Annotated in this window: 3 protein-coding genes; all 3 read left to right on the top strand. The window is 73.3% G+C overall.

Annotated elements, in window-relative coordinates; genetic code table 11:
• Positions 1–862, top strand: an 862-nt coding sequence (locus AB0J52_RS38510; RefSeq protein WP_500187972.1) for a radical SAM protein, incomplete at its 5' end; no start/stop codon positions are given.
• A complete protein-coding gene (gene pgsA, locus AB0J52_RS38515; RefSeq protein ID WP_500187974.1) occupies positions 859–1,455 on the top strand; it encodes a CDP-diacylglycerol--glycerol-3-phosphate 3-phosphatidyltransferase in 597 nt (198 codons plus the stop codon). The genes AB0J52_RS38510 and pgsA, both read left to right, overlap by 4 nt.
• A gap of 150 nt (positions 1,456–1,605) precedes the next feature.
• Positions 1,606–1,896, top strand: a 291-nt coding sequence (locus AB0J52_RS38520) for a molybdopterin-binding protein (RefSeq protein WP_500187976.1), incomplete at its 3' end; no start/stop codon positions are given.

Raw genomic sequence — 1,896 nt, forward strand, 5'->3', positions numbered from 1 at the left:
GTCCGGCTGCGACCGGCGGTGCACGTTCTGCGCGATCCCCGCGTTCCGCGGCGCCTACGTGTCCCGGAACCCGGCCGAGGTGCTGGAGGAGGCGCGCTGGCTCGCCGGGCACGACGTCCGCGAGCTGGTGCTGGTCTCGGAGAACTCCACGTCCTACGGCAAGGACCTGGGCGACCTGCGCGCGCTGGAGAAGCTGCTGCCGCAGCTCGCGGCCGTGGACGGGATCGAGCGGGTGCGCGCGTCCTACCTGCAGCCCGCCGAGCTGCGTCCGGGGCTGCTGGAGGTGCTGTGCCAGACGCCGGGCGTCGCGCGGTACTTCGACCTGTCGTTCCAGCACGCCTCCGGGTCGGTGCTGCGCTCCATGCGCCGGTTCGGCGACCGCGAGCGGTTCCTGGAGCTGCTCGCGCGGGTGCGCGAGCTGGCGCCCGAGGCGGGCGTGCGCTCCAACTTCATCGTCGGCTTCCCCGGCGAGACCGAGGACGACCTCGAGGAGCTCATGGCGTTCCTCACCGACGCCCGGCTCGACGCCATCGGCGTGTTCGGCTACTCCGACGAGGACGGCACCGAGGCAGCCACCCTGTCCGGGAAGCTGGACGCCGCCGAGGTCGCCCGCCGGGTGGAGGAGGTCTCGGCGCTGGCCGAGGAGCTCACCGCCCAGCGCGCCGAGGACCGGATCGGCACCGAGATCTCCGTCCTGGTGGAGGAGAAGACGGCCGACGGCTACGAGGGCCGGGCCGAGCACCAGGCCCCCGAGGTGGACGGCATGGTGCTGGTCCGGGGCGAGGGCCTCGGCCTCGGCGAGTTCGTGACGGCGATGGTGGTGGACAGCGACGGCGTGGACCTCGTGGCGGAACTCTCATGACCACCGGCGCGCCGGGGCCGCTGGCCGAACCGCCGCCCCCGCCGCCCGCCAGCCTGTACAACGTCGCGAACCTGCTCACCCTGCTGCGCATCCTGCTGGTGCCGCTGTTCGTGTGGCTGCTGCTGAAGGACACCACGGCGTGGCGGCTCGGCGCGTTCGCGGTGTTCGCGGCCGCCTCGGTCACCGACAAGATCGACGGCGACCTGGCCCGCAAGCACAACCTGGTCACCGACTTCGGCAAGATCGCCGATCCGATCGCCGACAAGGCGCTGACCGGGGCGGCCCTGGTCACCCTGTCGGTGCTGGGCGAGCTGTGGTGGTGGGTGACGATCGCGATCCTGGTCCGCGAGATCGGGATCACGCTGCTGCGGTTCGTGGTGATCCGGTACGGGGTGATCCCCGCCAGCAAGGGCGGCAAGCTCAAGACCACCCTGCAGATCCTCGCGATCGGCCTGTACATCCTGCCCCTGCCGGGGTTCGTCCAGCCGGTCGCGTGGGCCGCGATGGCGGCCGCGCTGGTCGTCACGGTCGTGACCGGCGTCGACTACCTGTTCCAGGCGTGGCGGCTGCGCAGCTCCGCCACCACCCGCTGAGCCCGGGGCCCGGCCACCCGCCGGGCGGCCGGAGCGACCCGCCGCGCCCTCCGGCTGGGACGGTGTGCGCTGGACGGCGCTGAGACGGCCTCCCGCGGCGTGTCGGACCCGGACGGTAGGTTGCTGTCCGGACGGAAGAGGGAGACGCCCGTGCTGCGTGTGGAACTGGTGACGGTCGGGGACGAGCTGCTCCTCGGCGACACGGTCAACGGGAACGCCGCCTGGCTGGGGCAGCGGCTCGCCGAGCGCGGCGTCGAGGTGACCCGCAGCGTCGTGGTGGGCGATGGGCTGGAGGAGATCATCCAGGCGGTCCGGGACGGCCTGGACCGCGCCGACGCGGTGATCACGACCGGCGGCCTCGGGCCCACCTCCGACGATCTGACCCGCGACGCCCTCGCCGCGGCGGCAGGGGTGGGGCTCGTCCGCGATCCGGCGCTGGAG

The organism is Spirillospora sp. NPDC049652 (assembly GCF_040675125.1).
Taxonomy (GTDB): domain Bacteria; phylum Actinomycetota; class Actinomycetes; order Streptosporangiales; family Streptosporangiaceae; genus Spirillospora.

Coding starts and splice junctions, on each gene's coding strand:
- pgsA (WP_500187974.1), top strand. CDS start 859: ATGACCACCGGCGCGCCGGGGCCGCTGGCCGAACCGCCGCCCCCGCCG.